This is a genomic window from Bacillus sp. EB106-08-02-XG196 (genome assembly GCF_013396335.1).
Lineage (GTDB): Bacteria > Bacillota > Bacilli > Bacillales > Cytobacillaceae > Neobacillus.
Genome location: NZ_JABWSY010000009.1, coordinates 34477 through 53280 on the forward strand (window position 1 = coordinate 34477; position 18804 = coordinate 53280).

General features: G+C 36.3%; 19 protein-coding genes and 1 riboswitch. Of the genes, 7 read left to right on the plus strand and 12 right to left on the minus strand.

The genetic code is table 11. The features are described from left to right. The first annotated feature begins 14 nt into the window (after positions 1 to 14). Positions 15 to 875, plus strand: a complete 861-nt coding sequence (locus MLOOGBEN_RS14905) for a DUF421 domain-containing protein (RefSeq protein ID WP_179159059.1) — start codon at positions 15 to 17, stop codon at positions 873 to 875. A 45-nt stretch (positions 876 to 920) separates the two neighbouring features. On the opposite strand, the gene MLOOGBEN_RS14910 is transcribed toward MLOOGBEN_RS14905, so the two are convergent. Continuing rightward, entirely contained in the window at positions 921 to 1889 is a 969-nt protein-coding gene (locus MLOOGBEN_RS14910; protein ID WP_179159060.1) for a DMT family transporter, read from the minus strand. Between the two features lie 227 nt (positions 1890 to 2116). Between MLOOGBEN_RS14910 and MLOOGBEN_RS14915 the strand changes: the two genes are divergently transcribed. Continuing rightward, a complete protein-coding gene (locus MLOOGBEN_RS14915; protein WP_179159061.1) occupies positions 2117 to 2731 on the plus strand; it encodes a PH domain-containing protein in 615 nt (204 codons plus the stop codon). 48 nt (positions 2732 to 2779) lie between these two features. Here MLOOGBEN_RS14915 and MLOOGBEN_RS14920 read toward each other — a convergent pair whose 3' ends face one another. The 3 genes from MLOOGBEN_RS14920 to asnS all read right to left on the minus strand — a co-directional run bounded on the left by MLOOGBEN_RS14920 (position 2780) and on the right by asnS (position 5247). After that, positions 2780 to 2980 carry a cold-shock protein gene (locus MLOOGBEN_RS14920; protein ID WP_095251122.1) on the minus strand — a complete coding sequence of 67 codons (201 nt, stop codon included), beginning with the start codon at positions 2978 to 2980 and terminating at the stop codon, positions 2780 to 2782. Between the two features lie 255 nt (positions 2981 to 3235). Then, a complete protein-coding gene (locus tag MLOOGBEN_RS14925) occupies positions 3236 to 3457 on the minus strand; it encodes a helix-turn-helix domain-containing protein (RefSeq protein ID WP_179159062.1) in 222 nt (73 codons plus the stop codon). A 398-nt stretch (positions 3458 to 3855) separates the two neighbouring features. Then, a complete protein-coding gene (gene asnS / locus MLOOGBEN_RS14930; RefSeq protein ID WP_179159063.1) occupies positions 3856 to 5247 on the minus strand; it encodes an asparagine--tRNA ligase in 1392 nt (463 codons plus the stop codon). A 248-nt stretch (positions 5248 to 5495) separates the two neighbouring features. Between asnS and MLOOGBEN_RS14935 the strand changes: the two genes are divergently transcribed. Then, on the plus strand, positions 5496 to 5726 hold the full coding sequence (locus tag MLOOGBEN_RS14935) for a hypothetical protein (protein ID WP_179159064.1): 231 nt from the start codon (positions 5496 to 5498) through the stop codon (positions 5724 to 5726). Here MLOOGBEN_RS14935 and MLOOGBEN_RS14940 read toward each other — a convergent pair. Then, positions 5723 to 6199: a GNAT family N-acetyltransferase gene (locus MLOOGBEN_RS14940; RefSeq protein ID WP_218781201.1), complete on the minus strand. Its 477-nt coding sequence runs from the start codon at positions 6197 to 6199 to the stop codon at positions 5723 to 5725. The two genes, MLOOGBEN_RS14935 and MLOOGBEN_RS14940, sit on opposite strands and share 4 nt — an antisense overlap. A gap of 83 nt (positions 6200 to 6282) precedes the next feature. On the opposite strand from MLOOGBEN_RS14940, the gene MLOOGBEN_RS14945 reads away from it, so the two are divergent. Further along, positions 6283 to 6420: a BA3454 family stress response protein gene (locus tag MLOOGBEN_RS14945; RefSeq protein ID WP_179159065.1), complete on the plus strand. Its 138-nt coding sequence runs from the start codon at positions 6283 to 6285 to the stop codon at positions 6418 to 6420. 37 nt (positions 6421 to 6457) lie between these two features. On the opposite strand, the gene helD is transcribed toward MLOOGBEN_RS14945, so the two are convergent. Further along, positions 6458 to 8785, minus strand: coding sequence for an RNA polymerase recycling motor HelD (helD, locus tag MLOOGBEN_RS14950; protein WP_179159066.1), 2328 nt, complete (start codon positions 8783 to 8785; stop codon positions 6458 to 6460). A 211-nt stretch (positions 8786 to 8996) separates the two neighbouring features. Next, positions 8997 to 9863 carry a hypothetical protein gene (locus tag MLOOGBEN_RS14955; RefSeq protein ID WP_179159067.1) on the minus strand — a complete coding sequence of 289 codons (867 nt, stop codon included), beginning with the start codon at positions 9861 to 9863 and terminating at the stop codon, positions 8997 to 8999. 594 nt (positions 9864 to 10457) lie between these two features. On the opposite strand from MLOOGBEN_RS14955, the gene MLOOGBEN_RS14960 reads away from it, so the two are divergent. Continuing rightward, positions 10458 to 12866, plus strand: coding sequence for an immune inhibitor A (locus MLOOGBEN_RS14960; protein WP_256989113.1), 2409 nt, complete (start codon positions 10458 to 10460; stop codon positions 12864 to 12866). A 41-nt stretch (positions 12867 to 12907) separates the two neighbouring features. Next, the gene (locus MLOOGBEN_RS14965) at positions 12908 to 13051 is read left to right on the plus strand and encodes a hypothetical protein (protein ID WP_179159069.1); all 144 of its coding nucleotides are present in this window, start codon (positions 12908 to 12910) and stop codon (positions 13049 to 13051) included. Between the two features lie 492 nt (positions 13052 to 13543). Here the strand turns inward: MLOOGBEN_RS14965 and MLOOGBEN_RS14970 are convergent, their stop codons facing one another. The 5 genes from MLOOGBEN_RS14970 to MLOOGBEN_RS14990 all read right to left on the minus strand — a co-directional run bounded on the left by MLOOGBEN_RS14970 (position 13544) and on the right by MLOOGBEN_RS14990 (position 17736). Further along, entirely contained in the window at positions 13544 to 14038 is a 495-nt protein-coding gene (locus MLOOGBEN_RS14970; protein WP_179159070.1) for a L,D-transpeptidase family protein, read from the minus strand. 67 nt (positions 14039 to 14105) lie between these two features. After that, on the minus strand, positions 14106 to 15608 hold the full coding sequence (locus MLOOGBEN_RS14975; protein WP_179159071.1) for an aminotransferase class V-fold PLP-dependent enzyme: 1503 nt from the start codon (positions 15606 to 15608) through the stop codon (positions 14106 to 14108). A 109-nt stretch (positions 15609 to 15717) separates the two neighbouring features. Then, positions 15718 to 16062, minus strand: coding sequence for a hypothetical protein (locus MLOOGBEN_RS14980; protein ID WP_179159287.1), 345 nt, complete (start codon positions 16060 to 16062; stop codon positions 15718 to 15720). Positions 16063 to 16207: 145 nt separating this feature from the next. Then, on the minus strand, positions 16208 to 16603 hold the full coding sequence (locus tag MLOOGBEN_RS14985; protein ID WP_179159072.1) for a sporulation protein: 396 nt from the start codon (positions 16601 to 16603) through the stop codon (positions 16208 to 16210). Positions 16604 to 16708: 105 nt separating this feature from the next. Next, positions 16709 to 16849: riboswitch (cyclic di-AMP (ydaO/yuaA leader) on the minus strand. A 161-nt stretch (positions 16850 to 17010) separates the two neighbouring features. Continuing rightward, positions 17011 to 17736 carry a polysaccharide deacetylase family protein gene (locus MLOOGBEN_RS14990; RefSeq protein WP_179159073.1) on the minus strand — a complete coding sequence of 242 codons (726 nt, stop codon included), beginning with the start codon at positions 17734 to 17736 and terminating at the stop codon, positions 17011 to 17013. 119 nt (positions 17737 to 17855) lie between these two features. On the opposite strand from MLOOGBEN_RS14990, the gene MLOOGBEN_RS14995 reads away from it, so the two are divergent. Further along, positions 17856 to 18644 carry a Cof-type HAD-IIB family hydrolase gene (locus tag MLOOGBEN_RS14995; RefSeq protein ID WP_179159074.1) on the plus strand — a complete coding sequence of 263 codons (789 nt, stop codon included), beginning with the start codon at positions 17856 to 17858 and terminating at the stop codon, positions 18642 to 18644. The last annotated feature ends 160 nt before the right edge of the window (positions 18645 to 18804 follow it).

Here is an 18804-nt window from a genome sequence, read left to right on the forward strand (position 1 = left end):
TGAGGTGAGTGAAAATGCCGGGCTGGATTGATATCTTCATCCGTTCCTTTGTCTTCTTAGCACTATTATTTTTAATAACAAAAATACTTGGAAAAAAACAAATTTCTGAGCTTTCTTTCTTTGAGTACGTATCAGGAATAACGATTGGAAGTATAGCCGGAGAAGCAATTACCGGTCTTGAAAAAAATATTTACCATGGAATACTTGCAGTCCTTATTTTCGGTCTTGTTACTCTTTTGGCCGATATTTTAGCATTAAAAAGTAAATCTTTCCGAGACATCGTTGAAGGAAGAGGAACTGTCTTTATCAAGGATGGGAAGGTATTAGAAGAAAATTTAAAAAAGGAAAAATATACTATAGATGAATTATCTGCATTGCTTCGTCAAAAAGATATCTTTCGGGTGGCTGATGTTGAATTTGCTGTCCTCGAACCTAGAGGTAATTTAAGTACTTTATTAAAAAAAGAGAATCGCCCATTAACTCCTAAAGATTTGAATATGACGATGCCCAATGAAAAAGAACCACAAACAGTGATTATGGACGGTAGTATTTTGGATGAAGCATTGAGGTCTGCTGGGAAGAGTAGAGGATGGCTAAGCACAGAATTAGAAAAACTCGAACTTACGCTCGACAATGTATTTATCGGGCAAGTGGATTCATACGGAGAATTAACAGTAGATATCTATGACGACAAAATGCAAACCCCATCTCCTACTCAAAGACCTCTTCTAATGGCAACACTAAAAAAAGTACAGGCTGATTTAGAAATATTTTCTCTTGGAACAGAAGACGAGGCATCAAAAGCTATGTATAAGAAAAATGCAAAACTCGTACAGGATACAATTGATAAACTAACACCCTATCTTACTAGTTAATAACTGCTTAGAGCCTAATCAACGAACTAATTAGGCTCTAATCGATTATGCACTCACTTTTTTCCCATCAGGGATATTGCCTTTGTGAGACACATAGCTGTGAAGCATCATTCCCGCCATCACCAGTATCATTCCTGTCCAGGAGATCACGGATGGAAATGCCGCTTTCAATAAAATTAACTCTCCGATTAAGGCAAATAAAACCTCCATCGATTGTGTAGCTTCCACATTTCCTAGTTTCTGCATATTCCCTCTTACGAGATCCGTTGCCTGGAAGAATAAAATGGTTGCAATTACACCGGAGGTAATCGCTACGAGCCCCGATTGAACCGATTGACCAATACTTGGCGGACCAACCGTAAACAATCCATAAATCGCAAGTATAATCCATAACGGCATGCTGGCAAGTGTCATACCTAATACGCGTTGAAAAACATCGAGTCTTCCCCCACACACATCCATCATTTTTCTATTACCTAAAGGGTAAGCAAATGACGCGATAATGACAGGTAACACTCCTAATAAAACTTCGATTGGCTTAAGAGAACTTGCTTGTTCCAATTGCATTAATATAATACCGAGCAAGATAATGAATGACATAGCCATGCCTTTGAAAGGTATTCTGCCTTTTACCTGGATTGGGCCCTTTTTTGTCATAACCGTTTCAAAAAAAAGCGGGGCTAATAACGATCCAGTGATAATGGTTATTTGCCATGTAGAAGCGATTAACCAGCCAGGTGCATAGGCAGCGGAAAAACAAATTGGTCCATAAAATAGACCAAAGCCTACAAAACTCCATAAGAGCCAGGCACGGGGATTATTTTTCATCTCCACTAATAATGGCTTTAGATTTTTTCTCCCATATACAAGAAGCAATAGCGGAGGAATCATAAAGAAATATCGAAGTGAAGCACTCCATATCCAGCTCCCTCCATCTAACTCCATTGAACGGTTAATAATAAACGTAAAGGCAAAAAAGAAGGCAGCTAAAATGCCTAGTGAAATCGGTCGCATTACCTATATTCCCCTTTAAAATTCATTTCCTTCCAATGAAAATGTTCACTCCAATGGATGCATTTTTTATTATACCAAATACTGAATTATTTGTACTTTTAAAAGAGAGCATAAGACAAAAAAATGGTGCATAAATTGTTTTGTCGTTCAAAAAACACGAAACTTCTTAAGAACCTATACGTATAAGTTGAATGGCAACTAAAATTTGGGTAAGTGAGGTTGATAGTATGTTTGGAAAAGTAGCAGCGGATATATTAGGTTTAAGTGATGTTGGTTCTGTCATTAAACCAGAAAATTATGATAAGGTTGATTCCGATGATTATGTTATGCACGAGGATAACGAAAGGATTTACTTCTTAATCAAATCTAAATCGGATGAATATTGCTTCACCAATAATGCCCTTATTCATCTTGATGGGACTAGTGCTACGAGTAAAAAAAGGATGCTTCATCGTTATAGTTACGTTACAAATAAAATATCCGATGTGAAGCTTGAGACAGCTGGCACTGTCGACCTGGATATCGAAATTAAATTTAAAATCGGCTCACAGCCATTTTCGATTGATATTCATAAAAAACACATTGAAGAAGTCAAAGACTTATACAAGGCGCTCATAAAGATATCAGAACTGACTCATGATAATGAGATTTCTCTTCGTTTTGCCAAGGAAAGCCTTGATATTGCCTCAACTACATTAGGACGTGTTAATAGTACAGATAACAACTTAGTCGTCCAATTCAAAATGCTAAATCAAGCTGCATTCCAATGGCTAGAGGAAAGCAAAAAGCAATATAGCGTTAAAGACTTTGGCTTTGTATTTGAAAAATATATTAATAACTAGGCAGAAAAAAACAGACCATCTAGGTCTGTTTTTTCACATGCTATGTGATTAAGCTTTGTTTACGTTAGCTGCTTGAGGTCCACGAGCGCCTTTTTCAACATCAAAAGTTACTGATTGACCTTCTTCTAGAGTTTTAAAGCCTTCGCCTTGGATTGCTGAAAAGTGAACGAATACATCTTCTCCACCTTCGCGCTCGATGAATCCGAAACCTTTTTCTGCATTAAACCATTTTACTTTACCGTTTTCCATATTTGTTGCCTCCTAGTGTGTAATCCACACATTGTATTACTATTCTTGCTCTTTAAAGATCCAGGCGAAAAGCTGTTACTTATTCTTCCCTTTACTACCGAACAAAAATAATTCTACATAATCATACCAGAGAAAGAAAAATTAAGCAAGTTCTCGTCCAATACTTCCAATTTTAAATTGAATAAACACCTTATAGAATGGTCAAGTTATTAAAAATGTCACTAGGAGAATTCCCCTAGTGACACAAATAAAAACTTACGCTTTCTTTTCTAATTCCCAGTCATATAAATCTTCAATTTTGCAATTTAATTCTTTAGAAATCGTCATGGCAGTACTTAAATTCATCACTTTCTTTGACATATAGCCGTTAAGCTGTTCTAAAGGAATGTGTGTGTTCTTTTCCAAACCTTCAAGATTCATACTGTTTTTTGATAATAAGGCTTTGAGGTTACTCTTTTTCGCTTTATAAGTTGACAAAATGACACCTCACTTTTTAAATAGTGTAACACAATGAAAATTTAAATGAAAGGAATCACACCTCAGCCACTATTTCCAACAGCTTAAAATCACTTAAAAAGCTTCATTAGACAGTAACAGGCGATGAAATAAAAAGTATGATATAATTAAATTTGATGAAAAAAAGGGGTGTTGATTTGAGAAACTCAAATAACAGATTCAATAGCGGGCAAACTGTGAAACTAAAGGACACTGGCGAGGAAGTTACCATTGTAAAATGGCAATATGTAAAAAATATGAAAAGATATTCTTACATTGTTAAGGAGCATCCCGGGACATTTTTTTTCGAAGAAGAATTTCAAACTCAATAATTGAAAAAAGACCAAATCCATAGGATTGGTCTTCTTTTATTGATATTTTTAAAATTCCGCATTTCCTGTAGTTCTTGGGAACGGGATGACGTCTCTAATATTTGACATACCAGTAAGGTACATAATTAAGCGTTCAAAGCCTAGACCGTAGCCTGAGTGTTTTGTACCTCCATATTTCCTTAATTCTAGGTACCACCAATAATCTTCTTCACTCATACCTAGGTCATTAATTTTTCCTGCAAGAATATCCTCGCGCTCTTCACGCTGGCTGCCTCCGATTAATTCCCCAATTCCTGGTACAAGTAAATCAGTTGCCGCGACTGTCTTATTATCTTCATTCAATCTCATATAGAACGCTTTGATTTCCTTAGGATAATCCGTAACAAAAACCGGTTTTTTGAAGACTTTTTCGCATAAATAGCGCTCATGCTCCGTTTGCAAGTCGAGTCCCCATTCAACTGGATAGGCAAAAGTTTCGCCTGACTCCATTAAAATATTAATTGCTTCCGTATAAGTCACACGACCAAAACTTGAAGTATGAGCATTGTTAAGGCGATCTAATAAGCCTTTTTCAATAAAGCTGTTAAAGAAGTTCATTTCTTCCGGTGCTTGTTCAAGGACATAGCCGATTACGTATTTAACCATTTCTTCAGCAAGGTCCATGATATCTGGAAGCTCTCCAAAAGCCAATTCCGGTTCAATCATCCAGAATTCAGCTGCGTGCCTTGCCGTATTGGAGTTCTCCGCTCTAAAGGTGGGACCAAATGTATATACATTGCGGAATGCCAAGGCAAAAGCCTCTGCAGATAATTGGCCGCTTACAGTTAGGTTTGTTTCTTTATTAAAGAAATCCTTTGACAAATCAGTTTTACCCTCTTCATTTTTAGGAGGGTTATCGATGTCTAGAGTAGTAACTCGGAACATTTCACCTGCACCCTCTGTATCACTTCCTGTGATGATTGGTGAATGAACATACACAAATCCTTTTTCTTGGAAGAACTTGTGAATGGCATATGAAGCCAACGACCTAACGCGAAATACAGCTGAAAAAGTATTGGTGCGGGGTCTTAAATGTGAGATGGTTCTTAGGTATTCAAAGGAATGTTTTTTCTTTTGTAATGGATAATCGCTATTTGAAAGTCCTTCGATAGAAATATTTGTCGCTTTGATTTCAAACGGCTGTTTAGCTTGTGGTGTATGGATGAAATCTCCCTCGACTTTAATAGATGAACTAATTGGCAATTTAGCGATTTCTTTGAAATTCTCCAATTGTTCGTCAAAAACGATTTGAACACCTTTAAAGAAGCTGCCATCATTCAATTCAATGAAACCAAAGGTTTTTGAATCGCGAATTGTGCGAATCCAGCCTGATAATTGAATCTTTTGTTCTATGTAACTTTCAGTATTTCTGTACAAATCCTTAACTAGGGCTTGTTTCATTTAAATGCAACCTCCAACTTTTATGTAAAAATAAAAATCCTCACGCCAATGGGACGTAAGGTTATTTTCCATAGAATCTTGTATCTTTAATCCCTTCAATATTATATAAAACTCACAACAAATAAGCAATATTCAACAAATTTTCCTACAATTTCTCAACTATTTTTTCAGAATATTTGCAGGATTTTTAAGAACAACAGTCGAATATATTAAGAAATGTTCGATTCTTGTTATAAGGAGTGCTGATTGTGGATAAAGTTACTTGTATTGCTTTTCTCCTGTATCATTCTTCTAAGAGTCAAGACATCCGAGAAAAAGCCATTCAATTACTGAATGGCGATGTATCCATTAGAGAATTAAAAAAAATGGCTTCCATCCAAGCCCATTTGGTAATCGCAGAATCTACATTAAAAAAAAATCATCTCGACAAAATGAAGGTTCAAAGATTTGCCGAGGAATTTTTGTTACTTGAGGTCTAGGCTTCCTTCGGGAAGTTTTTTTCATAAACGAAAATTTCCTTGCCATTTTCACTTAAAGCTGTTTTAATATAAAGAAACCCTAATGATTCCCAAAACTGTTTCGACTTTACATTTTCTCTAATGACTCCAATTCGAGTCCGGACTAAACCTCTTTTACGCATATCATTTTCATAAAGAGCATATGCCTGTGTACCAAATCCAAATCCTTGATAATCACCATGAATTACTAGAAGTCCCAGCCATGGGCATTGATCCTTTGGATTTTCCATTAAGTAATCCATAACCCCTATATAAGTATCATCCAGTTTAATAAAAACACTAGAAGTGGCAGGGTTCAAAAACTCTTCTTCTATTTCTGGAAGTTCCCTTTGGGCACGCCCATTTTCAACAATATTATATTCTGAATTTGAATTTATGATTTCAAGCGCGATATATAGCGTTTCTTTTGTTATCTCTTCAAAGTGCACTGACATGATTGCCCTCCTATTCTAAGCGATAAAACAATTATACTAATGACCTCAAACGGAATACAAATTTAAATGAGAAAGGTGATATTATGCTCCAAGTAAATGTAAAAGTAACATTTGAAGGAAAAAGCTATTTAACAAATGTTTTAGCCAACCCAAACACTTCTGAAGAAGAAATTTACCGTCTTGCCTATGAACAGGTTCAAAAGCAATGGCAGGATAACTAAAACAGCGTCCTAATCTTGGACGCTGTTTTTTTGTTCTTTATTCTACCGTGTATAATGTTTCCGCTACATCCTTCATTAATGGGCTCAGATCATTTGTTATGAACATATGAAGCCTGTGCATCGCACGGGTACTGACGGTATAAAATAATTTTCGTTCACTTTCATTTCTATATTGAGAACTGTCATATAGAATTACGGCGTCAAATTCGATTCCTTTCGCTAAATACGAAGGTATTACTAAGATGCCTTTTTCATAAGCGATGGTAGCCTTCTCAATTAAATGTAGTGGAACCTCATTCTTAAGTGCATTATATACTCTTTTACTCTCTGCAGCCGTCCTGCAAATAACCGCTATTGTCCTATGCCCTTCTTTAAAAAACTCATTTATTTTATCTCGAATTAAACCATTTAGTAAGCGTGGCTCAGTTTTTTTTATTGTTGGCTTTTTACCATGTCGATTAAAGGGTTCGATACTTTCTCCACCTTCAATCAAGGAACTGGTGAACTCTACAATTTCCTTAGTGGAACGATAGGTTTTTGTCAAAATAATCTTCTCAACGTCTTCGCCCTCTTCTTCATAATCCGATATAACCGTAGGTGACCCTGTCGCACCTGAGAAGATAGCTTGATTGAAGTCGCCAAGTAGTGTCATTTTACTATAAGGAAAAAGCCTTTCTATTAACGCAAACTGAAATGGTGAATAATCCTGTGCTTCGTCAATAAAAATATGACGTATCCCAGTTGTTGATTTCCTGCCTTTCAGTAAATCCTGTAAGTAGACAAAAGGAGTTGCATCCTCATAGGCAATTTTAAAATTTGTTAATTGGTCAACCGTCTGCAAACATATCTGTGTCCAGTCATCAAGAAGGACTTCTTTATTATCAGCCCCCCTTTTAAATAACTGACTATACAATCCCTGCATATCGATAAAATTCAACCTTTTCACTCGAGCAAATAACGATCTAAATTTTTGCTTCACGACCTTTTCAGCAAGAAACTTTTGTTCCAGTTCAAAATCATCAAAACTCTTATCGGTAAAACGTTCTTTCTCCTGCAGTTCCTGGTATACCTCTAGATAGTCCTCTTTTTCAAGAAATTGAATTTCTTCCTCGACCCAGCTTTTTGAACGTTCCTGCTTGACTCTTCTCTTTAACTCTCTTAATAGCCAATCCTTTACCATCTCCAGTCGATTAGGGATGGTAAAACTACTATCTAACGAATAAAAGTAATCATAGATCGCTTCCTTGGAAATAACAATCTCGCCTCGGAAAATTAAGTCCTTAAAAAGCAAACCTTCTCTAGATAAATCAATTACATATTGATCAATAATTTGTTTAAACGCTAAGCTTGATTTATACCGAATCCCTTTAACCCTTGCGTGATAATCAGAATTCCCTTCCTTGTTGTTAAGTAAAAATTCCATCTGGTCAAAAGGGTCCTCGACTTCGAATTGATTCCCGATTCGATTATTTAAATATTCCATAAAGGTAGCCTGCTCCATGTTCTCTTCCCCTAATTCAGGGAGTACCGTCGAAACGTAAGAGTTAAACAATGGATTCGGTGAGAACAGCATGATATTCTCAGACTTCAACGTATCACGATACCGGTAGAGCAAATAAGCAACACGTTGAAGAGCAGCAGATGTTTTACCACTGCCTGCTACCCCTTGAACAATGAGGAGTTTGCTTCTTTCATTCCGAATAATTAAATTTTGCTCTCGTTGAATAGTAGCTACAATACTTTTCATTTGTGCATTAGCGTTATTTCCAAGAACCTCTTGAAGCATTTCATCTCCAATGGTTACTCCTGTATCAAACATGGCTTTTATATTGGCAGCTCGAATCATATATTGTCTTTTTAAATTCATCTCCCCTTCGACCTTACCGTCCATCGTATGATAAGAAGCTGGGCCTGGGGCAAAATCATAATAAAGGCTGGAAATAGGGGCACGCCAATCATAAATTAAAAAATTCTCATCATTCTCATCCATAAGAGAAGCAATTCCGAGATATACATGGTCAACGTTGTTCTCCCCCGTTTCCAAAAAATCAATCCGTCCAAAATAAGGGGAATAACTTAAGCGTTCAAGGATACGGAGCTGTTTATTCATTTGTTTATACGTACGTTCCCGCTCTGATAACAATTCTGCCTGTTGTTTTATGCTGGCTGCAGTTTCGATCACATCATCCGGCTCATCCATATTAACCGTTACATCTTCCCAAAAAGTCTTTCGAAGCTCTAGTACATCCGAACTAACTCCTCCAGTATTTTGCTGGAGTTTTTGCTTTTTCTTATCAATTTCCTTAATAACTGTACTTACTCGTTCCTGCTCCAATTGTAAGTCCCTATTTAGGGTTTCGCTCATTTGACCACTCTCCAGACAAATTTTCTTCCCTTATATATTTGACAACCAATCCCTTGATGTGCTAATATAATATTAGGGAATTTTTATTCTCTATATAATTATATTTCAAGACCAAAATTAATATTATCATGATTACTTAATGATTTCAATAAATATCCTGCGCCCTGAAGGCGTTTTTTTTATGTCTACTCTCGATTACTTACTATTTCAGTTACCTTTCAACCTCAAAATCCTCTAATTCAACAGTTTTTCTCTCTCCATAAACCCAATCTCTAAATTGCCCATAAAGCAATATCACTAAAATACGTATAGAAAAATAGTCTATACCATGAAATTTTTCTTTAGAGAGTTTAAATTTTTTAAAAAACTGATCTAACCCAACGCTCATGACCAAAACATTTAGTTTTGCACTCCAATTATTCTCTTTCAAGAAGGACATGGTTGAAAATAAAGCTAGGGAAATCGCATACAAAGGGACGATAATAAAATGCTCTGTCCATGAATGATACCTCCCAAATCCGAAACGAATCTTACGAGATGACGCAAAGAGAAATAATAAATTTGCTTCTGTAACCATAACCATTAAAAATAGCGAAATAAAGCGAATGAGCGGATTTTTCTTACTTAAAAATATATTCCACCAATCACTGATGTTAAAGTATAAAGGAATCAAAATTAAGGTGTAACCGGTTTTCCACCAATAATGTTTATATACTTTTAACCTTAAAAATAAGAGCTCCACCAGTGTAAAATATATGCCGCCAAGTAATTTCCATACCCATCCTAATTTCAAAGCAGTTAAGAATAGAGCCGTAAATGGAACAAAAATGGCCTGTGATAATATTGCACCAAAAATATTATCAAAAAAATCATTTTTTATCACTTTTGGTTTATATTTATAAGCATTAAAAAGATTTAATACAAAAAACTCCAGTAAATAGGCAAAACCGATATTTGACATTAAGAGAGTAAATAAATGTTTTTTATTTTTAGATTTATAAAAAGAAACCCCAAGAAGAGTTGTATGGATAAGGAACAAGATAATAAAGGGTATTTTATTTCGTTTTGAATTCTTCATACACATATCCCATTTCATTAAGCAGTATTAATGGTAGTATTTGAATTACAACCCGTTTCATTCCAACATTTTGTTTACAATTCCATTTCTGGTTCAAAAAATCCTGTTCAAGATGCAAAAGCTTTACCCATTAACCTGTTGAAGTATTTCTACTTTTTAGTCGATTGTGGCACTTTTTGGGATTGTAAGCAGTTAATTTTTAATATATTGAAATAATTGTAAATGCACCTTGATATTTTCATATAATGAAAAAGATTTTATTGAATGGTCTTCTTCCTTGAGAAAAAATTATTAAATTCGTTCCTTATTTTAATTTTAGTCCCGTTATTACTCCACCTTTGTACTCAAATACTTATTAACAAAAGCACATCTAATTTCAAATGTAAATGCTTTATTATTATTTTCATAACACATTTATTTTTCTCTATAATTTGATAGATTACTACAAAAGAGTCAAGTTTTTTGTCGAAACACCATGATATTAGACCTATTTTCTAATGAACAGTGCTAATAATTCGGGGAAATATTCCTATTGTTTTGTCCTAATTTTCGAAATATTATATTAATACGGCCGTACTACAATTGAAATGGGGAATGAATTTGAATAAGTTTATAAAAACCAGCCTTTCTTCAGTTATGCTTGCAGGTACTTTATTTGCAGGATTCCCGAGTATTGATGCTTCATCTAAGGATGTGGGACTCATACATAAAGCGGAAGCCTCTTCTTTTTCTTCAAACAGCTCACTTGACCTAGCGATTGTGAATGAAGAGAGATTAATAGAATCTTTTATTAAACAAGGGCTCCTCTCAAAAAATGCTTCAGAAGAAGTAAAGCAAAATTTCCTAAAGAACTACCTTGAGTTAAAAGGGAAGCAATCAAAAGTTAAGGAATCAGACCCATTGGCAGCAAAAGTAAAAGCTGCTGAAGCAGAAAAGCAAAGTAAGTTTAAAGAATTTAACAATGGTTTATTAAATGGAGATGGAAATAAAAACGGACACTTAAAAGGGAATCCCGATCCCGTAAAAGAAACCGCTTACAATGGTGAAAAAAGAGAAGACAAAGTACTTGTCCTAGCTGTCGAATACTCTGACTTTGCCCATAATAACATTAAGCCTGATGAAACGGATAACTATTATTCAGATTATCCATTAGAACACTTTGAAGATATGATTTTTGGGGAAAATGGTGTAGAAGGTCCGAAAGGTGAAGATTTTGTTTCCATGAAACAATTTTATGAAGAGCAGTCAGGCGGAACTTACTCAGTTGATGGTAAGGCATTTGGCTGGTTAAAGGTTCCAGGAACTGCCGCTTATTATGGCGGAGATAAAGCTACGGGTGGTCATGATAATGTTACTCCAGGTGGATCTAAGCAGTTAGTAATTGATGCTTATAAAGCTGCATTAGCTGCTGGGGTTCCAGTAGATCAATATGACAATGAGGATGTTCACGATTTAGATGGAGATGGAAATATTAAAGAGCCTGATGGTTTAGTCGACCACTTAATGATTATCCACTCTGGTGTTGGTCAAGAAGCTGGTGGAGGTTCATTAGGAAATGATGCCATCTGGTCACATCGTTCAGCGAAATTTATTGACACTGATGGATTAGGCAAAGGTTTACCAGGTTTTTACGATTACACAATGATGCCTGAAGACGGTGCAACTGGAGTGTTCGCACATGAGTATGGTCATGATTTAGGCTACCCAGATGAATATGACACAATTTATTCTGGTACTGGTGAAGCAGTAGCGTACTGGTCGATTATGGCAAGTGGTTCATGGGCAGGTAAAATTGGCGGTACCGAGCCAACTGGATTCTCCCCATTAGCAAAATCATATTTCCAATCCTACCTAGGTGGAAACTGGACAAATGATACTGTTGAATTAGACTGGAATGAAGTATCTACAAAAGGAACACAAGTATTACTTGATCAAGCAAACTCTCCAAATGGCAAAAACGCAATTGCTGCAAAAGTAAACTTGCCGCAAAAGGCTACAAATATTAATACTCCTGCCACTGGCTACTTCGAGTACTGGGGCGGACAGCAAGATGAAATAGATACAAACATGGTTACAACTGTGGACTTAACAGGAAAGACCTCTGCAACTTTAGAATTTGATGCATGGTATCAAATAGAACAGGATTGGGATTTTGCTTTTGTACAAGTCTCTGAGGATAGCGGTGCATCATGGAAATCTATAGGCAATACAAACACTGTTTCAAGTGCAGTACCAGAAGCATATCCTACAATCGCTCCTGCCCTTCCTGGTTTTACAGGTGATAGTGAAGGCTGGAAGAAACAAGAGTTTAATCTAGATGCTTATGCAGGTAAAAAAGTACAACTTCGCTTCCGTTATATTACTGACTGGGGTACTTCAGAAAAAGGCTTCTATGTTGATAACATTAACGTTACAGCAGATGGAAAATCTGTTGTGGTTGATGGTGCAGAAACAACATCAGCATTTACTTTAAATGGTTTTGAAAAATCAGACGGAAATAAGTACTCTGATCACTACTACCTATTAGAATGGCGTAACCATGCAGGGGTTGACCAAGGTCTAGCCAATATCAAACGCGGACAATCGTTAATGAGCTATGATGGAGGTCTTGTCGTCTGGTATGTAGACCCTACTTATACAGACAACTGGACAGGCACACATCCTGGTGAAGGCTTTGTAGGAGTTGTAGATGCTCATGCAAATACAGACTTACTATGGAGCTTTGCCAATGGTTCAGCACCAGCCCAAGCATCTTCTCGTTACCACATCGCAGATGCAGCTTTTGGTTTAAATCCAACTTCTGAATTAAATCTTAACTATCCAGGTCTTCAAACATTGTTTGGACCAAGTCAGCCAGCGGTTTCTCTATTTAATGACAGCAACTCATTTATGAATACATTCATGCCAGATGCTGGCCGTAATATTGGTAACTTCGGACTTAAGGTTCGTGTAAATGGACAAGCAAAAGACAAATCAGTTGGTTCGATTGTAATCTACAAGTAACCAACAAAAATCTCACCTCCCCTTTTATGGAGGTGAGATTTTTGATTGAGGTAATTTTGCTTTTTGACTCACCTATTCAAACCAAAGGAAGAAAGCTTAGAGATATAGGGATGTATGGTGATGAATGTAATTATGAGGATATAACTTCGTTTGAACTTATGGAAACCTTCCAGAGGTTACGGTAAGGACAAATGGGGTAGTGATAAACAAAGTCACTCATAAAAGGTATGATTGACTAAACTCTTGTTAAAATTAACAAAGTGGTCATTCATGATGGCTATGAGTGACCAAAATCCTTTTATATTTAGGCTCTTTAAACTGTGTTGCTTTTTAACCTAATTGTTCACTAAGAGTTTATTTCAGACATAGTTTGGTGGGTACAAAGGTAACTGTGTCCGAATGTAGGGGCGTGAGTGCGACTTGCCCCCAAGACCCTCGATTAAAGACAAATCTTTCTTTCCACTCATGCGATTTGTCCTCAAGACCCTCGATTAAAGACAAATCTCTCTTTCCACTCATGCGATTTGTCCTCAAGACCCTCGATTAAATACCAGTCCTTCTGGCTACTCATGCGGTTTGCCCAAATCAGCCACCTCTTTAAAGATCCTCAGTTAAATCTGTTATAAAACAACAATCAATGCGAAAACAGCCTATATTTAACAAAGTGGTCACTCATTTCACGGCCGGATTATTACCCTTGTGCCGTTGGGAACCTTTTCGGCAAGCTGAAGAACATCCCGGTTATGCATTCTAACACACCCCGCCGATACAGCTTTACCTATCGAACTCGGATTATTGGTGCCGTGAATACCATAGCCTTGTTTGGATAATGAAAGCCATAAAACACCATATGGTCCACCCGGATTCATTTGCCGGTTAACAATTACAAAATCACCTGTTGGGGTAGCACTCAGCATTTTTCCAACGGCGATCGGATAGATTTTCTCCAGCTTGCCACTCCGGTATAATGAGAGTCGTCTTTTTCCAATCGAAATTTGAATCGAAAAGGGAATCGTATTGGGATCTGGCAGACCAGGGATTTGAATTTTTTGTCCTACATATAATTGCTGGTAGTTGACCCCGGGATTTGCTGCATAAAGACTAGCGAGGCTTACCCGATAATCCAAAGAAATTTGATAAAGGGTATCGCCCCGCTTCACAATATGAATCATGATATCCCACCTTTTTTTCTTATAACATATGTTGGAATATCGGAACCGTTGCCTACCATAAAAGATATCAAGTTAGATCAAAAAAAGGTGCCATATCCTTTCGGTTGTGTTGATTATAGAAATAATCATTACTGACTGGGTCATAAATATAATCCTTTTTCCAATCATCAATGTTCCTAGTTATCTCTTTCATGGCCTCAACAAACAATAAAATTTCCGCATTGGCCATAATTGGGTGCAATGAAAACCGGACCCACCCTGGTTTAGTAGATAGATCTCCCTGATCAATTTGTTCAGCGATATGCTTCGATTTATGTTTGTCAATTTCCAATAAATAATGACCATATGTTCCTGCACAAGAGCAGCCACCGCGAACCTGAAATCCATATCGATCATTTAGTAAACGTACAATAAGATTGTAATGAATATCCGTAATAGTAAATGAAACAATTCCGATTCGATTGCGTTGATGACTCTCTAATACATGCAGATTAGGAATATTCCCTAATCCAGATAAAAGCAGCTCGAGCTGTTCTTTTTCTCTCGCTAAAATTTGTTCTATTCCCATTTGTTCCTTTAATCTGATACATAACGCTGTACGGATTGCCTGAAGGATCCCTGGTGTTCCTCCATCCTCACGATGCTCAATTTCGTTAATGTATTGGTGTCCACCCCATGGATTTGTCCATGTCACCGTCCCCCCTCCCGGATGATCTGGCACCTTATTTGTATAAATTCTTTTATCAAAAATTAAGACACCGCTCGTACCGGGTCCACCTAAAAATTTATGCGGAGAAAAGAAAATGGCATCGAGTTTTTCCATAGGGTCATCTGGGTGCATATTCATCTTCACATAGGGAGCTGAGGCAGCAAAATCCACAAAGCAAAGACCTCCGTGCTTATGCATGATTTTGGCCATCCTATGAAAAGGAGTCTGGATTCCCGTTACGTTCGAGCATGCTGTAAATGAGCCAATCTTAACCGCTCGGTCACGGTACTGTAACAAAAGTTGTTCCAAATGATTAACATCTACTAGACCTTCTGAGTCAGGTCTAATAATCTCAACATCCGCTAATGTCTCAAGCCATGAAGTTTGGTTGGAATGGTGCTCCATATGTGTGAGGAAAACAACTGGCCTATCCTCTTCTGAAAGCTTAATACTGTCTTTCCATTGTTCCGGGACTCGAACCCCAATTATTCTCTGTAATTTGTTCATTACAGATGTCATTCCAAATCCATCAAGAATGACAGCGTCGAAATCATTGGCATTTACATGTTCCTTGATGATTTTTTTTGATTGATTATAGATACCCGTCATCATTAAACTCGTAATATTTGATTCCGTATGAGTATTGGCCATAAAAGGACCAAATACCTCTGAAACCTTTTGTTCAATTGGTCGAAATAATCTTCCGCTTGCCGTCCAATCAGCATATATTATAGGTTTTCTTCCGTACGGCGAGTCAAATTCCTGATGATTGCCGATAACCTGAGACCGAAATTTTTGAAAATATTCCTCAAGATTGTCCGGCAGTGTATACCACTTACTTCCGATCCTTGCAGTAATCATGCTTCAACACCTCTCTGTGAGAATCTGTGTTAATTACTATATGCAAAGCTTTTTCACTTGCCGACAAAAAAAGCCTGATCCATTTGGACCAGACTGTTATCCTTTATAATTAAATAGGATTCTTTGCAGATTCCTTACGATTCACTTCATCAATTTTTTGAACAAACATGTGAAAAACTCGCTGCTTCTCTTCTAGGTCTTTTATATACTCTTTTAATTGGTTATAACTTTCCTCAAACGGTTTATGATACCTTTGTCGTATACTTTCAATAATTTCTTCGTTCACCGTTGATTGAATGACTTGCTTGGTAATCCCGTATTTGTAAGAATATACCTTTAACTCTTGTGCCACTTCTTCATATTCTTTATCAATTTCGATAAGGACTGATGAAATATCATCCTTCCACTCTTCTAGTGATTTCTGTAAATAGGATTTAACCATTGTGTCTTCCATCATTGCACCCGCCTAATAAAGTCTAATGTTACCTTCATTATAACGGTGATTGTTTACAGCCTAATTTCTAGTAGTTTACAATGCTATATCAATAAATAGGATAATGTTCCGATTTACATTAAATAACTAGTTTAATAGATACATACTAAGAAACGGCATCTATCATAATTGGGACATTTTGCGTAATATTGTTTGCATTTCCTAAATCAATATTAATGATTAAAGAATAGTTAAAGGTTTCTTGATTTTTTTTAATATCGTCAGGAACATTGATTAAGAACGAAATTTTTCCAGTCTGGTTTGGACTACACTCAAAAGAACAGAAAACGGAATGACTATTTACTATTTCTTCTACAAATGCCTGGGAATCAATCCCTACTAGATCGATATCATATCTTTTTATTTTATTTTTTAACAGGCCGCCTGTTATCTCAATGGTACCGTTAATAACACTTCCGGCTTCGTATACCTTCTTATCCAAATGGACCATTGTTTTTGGCAAACCTATCTTTAGCTTTGTTAAATAATCTTTTAATGTCATTTTCTTCACCTGTTCCCTAAAATAGGCATAATAAAAGACCAACAGTAAATCAAGCTGCTTAAAGTGTTAATCAAAACAAAAAAGCCCCTGTACTTGGCGGTCCATGACCTCCTTCGCTTTAGCCGACGAAGTTAGCTGACGGGTAGGATGGCGAAAGAAATTCTCATCCCTTCTACAATAGTAGAATTAGCCCCAATAAATTGGTTCCTCCGTACCCATTTTGATGGGTTTTGGCCGAAATATTTAATTTAATATTGATTATGACGATAATTTTATCCTCAACCTGATTACTTGTAAAGAGTGATATTCGCCTAAATTAACTGCCTAATCTCCAATTTTAAATAAAAACAATGATTTCTCTAGTGTTTGCTCATGTTTCATCGATATTTGACAACTTTGTCCCTTTTTTATTTTGTAATTAATTTTGCGAATTCTTTTAAATTGGTTGAATACTTAACATACAGTCGCGGCAGGTAAAAATCCTCGTTTTTGATATCCTTTTTCGAATAAATTTCTGGTGTTGTCGTCAATCCAAATGAATAAAACTTTTTCGTTTCTGAAGCTGTACGTTCATTATAACTTCCATATGGATAGGCTAGGGCAATGACAGGTTTCCCTGTTATCTTTTCTATTTTCTCCTTCGATCCTTTTAATTCATAGTGGAGATTTTCTGACTTTGTCAAATCTGGATGTGTAGCTGTATGCGACTGAACAGAAATAACACCAGAGTCCGACATCATTCTTAATTCTGAAATATTTAACCGATTTACATTACCGACAAAATCCGATATTACAAAAAAAGTTGCTTTTGGCTTAAAAGTTTCATCCTTTAACCTCTGGAGAATCTCAAAAGCGTTACGATTATTTTTATACCCATCATCAAAGGTTAGAAAAATAGGTTTCTTTATTTTACCAAGTTGATTCCACTGTTCGAATGTTACTAACGTATATCCCTGATTTTTCAAATAGATCATTTGCTTTTCGAAATTCTCGGGAGTTACAAATAACTCTTTGGACCCTAGACCGGAATAATTATCAATGGAATGATAAACTAAGATAGGTACCTTTTGCTGTGAAAAAACCTGGTCAGGCAAGCAAATGAGAAGAAGAAGAAGAACTACTAGTTTTAACATGCAGTAAAGCCTCCCTTTTTTCCAAGCCAGTTTTACCTATTATTCCTCAGTCCGTATGTTTTATCTCTTAAATAAACATGATAAACTGAAAGAATATACATAATTTAAGGAGAGGTTTAATGTCTGATTATAAGGTTTTATTTTTAGATATTGATGGAACCATCATTATGCCGGATGATACCATCGAGGATACTACGATCAATGCAATTCGTCAGGTTCAAGAAAAAGGAATAGAGGTTTTTTTAGCCACTGGCAGACCTTTACATGAAATCAGGGAACTTGCGAAAGAGTTAAATGTCCATTCCCTTATTGGGTATAACGGTGCTTTTGCCATTTATCAAGGTAAAGACCTATTTCAAGAGCCAATGAACAAGGAAAGTGTCAAACAATTTATTGATATTGCGAAAAAAAATCAACATGAACTTGTTTTGTATACGAAAGACCAAAATATATTTTCTGATATAGAAACAGATGGTGTAAAAGAATTTATAGAAAAGTTTCACTTACATAAGAATGACTCCTATTCACCATCAAACGATTATGAAGTTCTCGGAATGACCTTGATCAATTTAAAAACAAAGGATACTGCATTATATAAACATGAAGATCAAATCCACTTATCACAAGTAAATCTTGAAGGTATGCTTCATTGTTATGACGTGATAAGAGATCAAGTCAATAAAGGCATTGGTGTTCAATATGTCCTGAAGCACCTTGGACTTAAGAAGGAAAATGCTATTGCATTCGGTGATGGAATGAATGACAAAGAAATGCTTCTGAGTGTTGGTGAAGGATTTGCAATGGGAAATGGCCATCCGGACCTCTTTCAATATGCTAAACATAGAACCACTTCCGTAACAGAATCAGGTATCTATAATGGATTAAAAGCATTAGGGATTATCGAGTAAGCGAAAGCTGTGCATATGCACAGCTTTTTTTGCATGAATTTGTTGGTATTTCGTGTTATCCGTCTTGTTTTGATAGCTTTTGTCACCCTGCAGGAAAATGGGGTGCACCTTATAGAATTTACTATCCATAGATGTTTTACCGTAAATTGGATAGAAGGGA

What these genes read in the sequence shown, in the direction of transcription:
- MLOOGBEN_RS14905 (WP_179159059.1), top strand. Translation starts at nt 15, where the DNA reads ATGCCGGGCTGGATTGATATCTTCATCCGTTCCTTTGTCTTCTTAGCA.
- MLOOGBEN_RS14910 (WP_179159060.1), bottom strand. Translation starts at nt 1,889, where the DNA reads ATGCGACCGATTTCACTAGGCATTTTAGCTGCCTTCTTTTTTGCCTTT.
- MLOOGBEN_RS14915 (WP_179159061.1), top strand. Translation starts at nt 2,117, where the DNA reads ATGTTTGGAAAAGTAGCAGCGGATATATTAGGTTTAAGTGATGTTGGT.
- MLOOGBEN_RS14920 (WP_095251122.1), bottom strand. Translation starts at nt 2,980, where the DNA reads ATGGAAAACGGTAAAGTAAAATGGTTTAATGCAGAAAAAGGTTTCGGA.
- asnS (WP_179159063.1), bottom strand. Translation starts at nt 5,247, where the DNA reads ATGAAACAAGCCCTAGTTAAGGATTTGTACAGAAATACTGAAAGTTAC.
- MLOOGBEN_RS14940 (WP_218781201.1), bottom strand. Translation starts at nt 6,199, where the DNA reads ATGTCAGTGCACTTTGAAGAGATAACAAAAGAAACGCTATATATCGCG.
- MLOOGBEN_RS14945 (WP_179159065.1), top strand. Translation starts at nt 6,283, where the DNA reads ATGCTCCAAGTAAATGTAAAAGTAACATTTGAAGGAAAAAGCTATTTA.
- helD (WP_179159066.1), bottom strand. Translation starts at nt 8,785, where the DNA reads ATGAGCGAAACCCTAAATAGGGACTTACAATTGGAGCAGGAACGAGTA.
- MLOOGBEN_RS14955 (WP_179159067.1), bottom strand. Translation starts at nt 9,863, where the DNA reads ATGAAGAATTCAAAACGAAATAAAATACCCTTTATTATCTTGTTCCTT.
- MLOOGBEN_RS14960 (WP_256989113.1), top strand. Translation starts at nt 10,458, where the DNA reads ATGAATTTGAATAAGTTTATAAAAACCAGCCTTTCTTCAGTTATGCTT.
- MLOOGBEN_RS14970 (WP_179159070.1), bottom strand. Translation starts at nt 14,038, where the DNA reads ATGATTCATATTGTGAAGCGGGGCGATACCCTTTATCAAATTTCTTTG.
- MLOOGBEN_RS14975 (WP_179159071.1), bottom strand. Translation starts at nt 15,608, where the DNA reads ATGATTACTGCAAGGATCGGAAGTAAGTGGTATACACTGCCGGACAAT.
- MLOOGBEN_RS14980 (WP_179159287.1), bottom strand. Translation starts at nt 16,062, where the DNA reads ATGGAAGACACAATGGTTAAATCCTATTTACAGAAATCACTAGAAGAG.
- MLOOGBEN_RS14985 (WP_179159072.1), bottom strand. Translation starts at nt 16,603, where the DNA reads ATGACATTAAAAGATTATTTAACAAAGCTAAAGATAGGTTTGCCAAAA.
- MLOOGBEN_RS14990 (WP_179159073.1), bottom strand. Translation starts at nt 17,736, where the DNA reads ATGTTAAAACTAGTAGTTCTTCTTCTTCTTCTCATTTGCTTGCCTGAC.
- MLOOGBEN_RS14995 (WP_179159074.1), top strand. Translation starts at nt 17,856, where the DNA reads ATGTCTGATTATAAGGTTTTATTTTTAGATATTGATGGAACCATCATT.